The 3100-nt window shown below is 52.6% G+C and carries 2 protein-coding genes; both read left to right on the forward strand.

Going from position 1 to position 3100, the window contains the following annotated elements; genetic code table 11:
• Positions 1-183: 183 nt before the first annotated feature.
• Positions 184-1839, forward strand: coding sequence for an SH3 domain-containing protein (locus PUQ60_RS11275; protein ID WP_117515295.1), 1656 nt, complete (start codon positions 184-186; stop codon positions 1837-1839).
• A gap of 158 nt (positions 1840-1997) precedes the next feature.
• The coding region (locus PUQ60_RS11280; RefSeq protein ID WP_337955635.1) for an N-acetylmuramoyl-L-alanine amidase at positions 1998-3100 on the forward strand (1103 nt) is incomplete at its 3' end.

A 3100-nucleotide genomic window follows, 5' to 3' on the forward strand; every position in this document is an offset into this window, starting at 1 on the left:
GCAGAAGCCGACAGCGCTGAATCGGAGACGGAGGGACAGAGATCCCGTTCTGCGGGAAGACGTTCCGGAAATCGAAGGGAAAAACAGCAGCCCGTGCGCCCGAAAAAAGAGCATCAGGCAAGTCAGCGTGAAAATATCTTAAGACTGCGTGAGATCAAAAAGAAAAAGGCGGCGATGCCGTATATGAAGATCCTCGCGGCAGGAGGAGCGGCTGTTGCAGTGGTCGCGGTGGTTGCGGTTGCAGGAACTGTGATCGGAAATCACAGGGACACTTTTTCCAGAGGGATGAAGGTTGAGACCGCAGCGGCTTCCTTAGAGACAACAGAGGCTGCATCTGAGAGCACCGGGGAGAGAAATATTGTTCTGGAGACCACGCTTTCTGCCGAGGAGATTGCGTCTAAGGAATATGAAAAGACGGTCCAGAGTATTGTGGACAGCTATGCAAATCTTGGGATTGCGGAGGTCTCAGGCTATCTGAACGTCAGAAAGACCCCGGAGAGCTTCGGTGAGGTCATAGGAAAGCTGCCGAAGGGCGGTGCCTGCGAGATTCTGGATACCTCCACAGATGGCTGGTATAAGATCTCATCCGGCGGTGTGACCGGTTATGTAAGCTCCCAGTATGTCTATACCGGGGATGAGGCGAAAAAACTGGCTGCGGAAAATGTGGCTGAGCGTGCCGTGATCGATGCGGATAAGTTAAATGTCCGGTCAGAGCCGAAGGCGGATGCGAATGTTGTGGAGCAGGTATTTAAAAACGAAAGATATGACATCAGGGGGCAGCAGGACGGCTGGATCCAGATTTCTTCCGGATATATTTCTGCGGATTATGTCACCGTAAAATACGCTCTGGATGAGGCGATCAAGCAGGATATGAGACAGACGGTCTTAAGCCTTTATGATAATCTCGGTGTATCCAATGTGTCCAATTACCTGAATGTCCGCGACAATCCGGATGAGAAGAAGGGCAAGATCATCGCGAAGCTGCCGAGCAACGCAGGCTGTGATATCCTGGACACCTCCACGTCGGGCTGGTACAAGATCCGTTCCGGAAACATTACCGGTTATGTAAAATCTGAGTATATCCTGACAGGACAGCAGGCGAAGGACAAAGCGCTTCAGGTTGCAAAGCTGATGGCGATCTCCAACACGGACGGCGTCAATGTCCGCACAGAGCCGAACACGAATTCTTCGATCTACACACAGATCTCCAACAGCGAGCGATTCCTTGTAGCGGATCAGCAGGATGGCTGGGTAAAGATCGAGATCGATGATCAGGACGCATACCTGTCCAGCGATTATGTTGACGTTAAGTACGGTCTGGAAGAGGCGATCAAGTATACGCCGGTGGTTGAGGTTGCAGATACCTCTTCGAAGAATGATTCTAAGAACAGTTCAAAGAACAGTTCAAAGAATAATTCCGGTAAGAAGAACAGCGCAAACGACGGGGCTGCCGGATCGAAGTCCGGAAGTGTTTCCTCCAAACGTGCCCAGATCGCAAACTACGCAGTTCAGTTCGTCGGAAACAGATATGTCTACGGCGGAACGAGCCTGACAAACGGAACGGACTGCTCCGGATTTACGATGTCTGTCATGGCGAAATTCGGTGTATCCCTGCCGCACAACTCCGGCGCGCAGTCGGGAAGCGGAAAGTCGATCACCTCGAGCCAGATGCGTCCGGGTGACCTTGTATTCTACTCCGGAAGCGGCGGAATCAACCATGTTGCGCTCTATATCGGTAATGGTCAGGTGTGCCATGCGTCCAACGCGAGATCCGGTATCAAGATCTCCACATGGAACTATCGTACTCCGGCGAAGATCGTGAATGTACTTGGTGATTAATTGAAAATTGGAAGATTTCGGACAGCCCGGTAGAGATGCCGGGCTGTCTTGATAAGGAAAGTAAGTTTGGAAGAAATGAATTCCTCAGACTGGGAAGCCGGGACATATTAAAATTTTTCCGGGTGGATCAGGTCCGGAATGCATGGGAAGGAAAGAATATGGAGAAAAAGAAGAGAATTAAAAGACATGCGGCAGGTCTCTGCGCGGGACTCGGTATCCTGTTCGCCGCATCGGTACCGATGACGGCGTTTGCGGATACGGTTTATGTGAACGCGTCGAAGTTAAATTACAGGAATCAGCCCTCCACAGCATCAGGGGCGGTTCTCGGAACACTGCCTCGCGGGACAGAACTCTCCAGAGTGAAAAACAATGGGGAGTGGAGCGAGGTGCAGATCGGAGGATCGAAGACGACCGTTTATGTTGCAAGCCGCTATCTGACGACCAGCAAGCCGCAGAGCAGCACTGCGAAAACGGGGGCGGCAACTGCGGGCGGAACATCCACAGCCGCTGCCGATGGAACCGTGACAGTACCCGACTCCTTAAAGGCGTATGTGGATAAGGCTTATCAGGTTGGAATGGATTCCAACTGGAAATATGCGGGGATGTCCGCGATCAACAGCGGTCACGCGGTGTTCTACCACAATGGAACCTCGAACCGGAAAAATAAGGTGGTTGCTGTAAATGCTGGGCATGGAACAGCCGGAGGATCGAAGGTGAAGACCTTCTGCCATCCCGACAAAACGGCAAAGGTGACAGGCGGAACTACAGGAGCCGGAGCGACGAAAGCCGTTGCGGTATCCGGCGGAATGACGTTCGCGGATGGAACGGCGGAGAGTACCGTGACGCTCCGTATGGCGCAGATCTTCCGGGATAAGCTTCTGGCGGTGGGATATGATGTGCTGATGATCCGCGATGGAAGTGATGTGCAGCTCGACAATGTGGCGAGAACCGTCATGGCGAACAACAAGGCAGACTGCCATATCGCCCTGCACTGGGATTCCACGAAGACGGACAAGGGCGCATTTTATATGAGTGTGCCGAATAATGCCGCCTACCGTACGATGGAGCCGGTGGCGTCCAACTGGGAGTCCCACAATAAGCTCGGAAGCGCTCTGGTGGGAGGATTGAAGCAGAACGGTGTGAAGATCTTCTCGTCGGGATCCATGGAAATGGATCTGACCCAGACGTCGTATTCTACGGTTCCGAGTATTGATATCGAACTGGGGGATGGGAAATCTGCTCATGATGATGCGACGTTAGG

The sequence above is a fragment of the Clostridium sp. AF02-29 genome (assembly GCF_934835585.1).
In the GTDB taxonomy this organism is placed as follows: domain Bacteria; phylum Bacillota; class Clostridia; order Lachnospirales; family Lachnospiraceae; genus Otoolea; species Otoolea fessa.

Excerpts from the sequence above, each read along its gene's own strand:
- PUQ60_RS11275 (WP_117515295.1), top strand. The coding sequence starts at position 184 with ATGAAGATCCTCGCGGCAGGAGGAGCGGCTGTTGCAGTGGTCGCGGTG.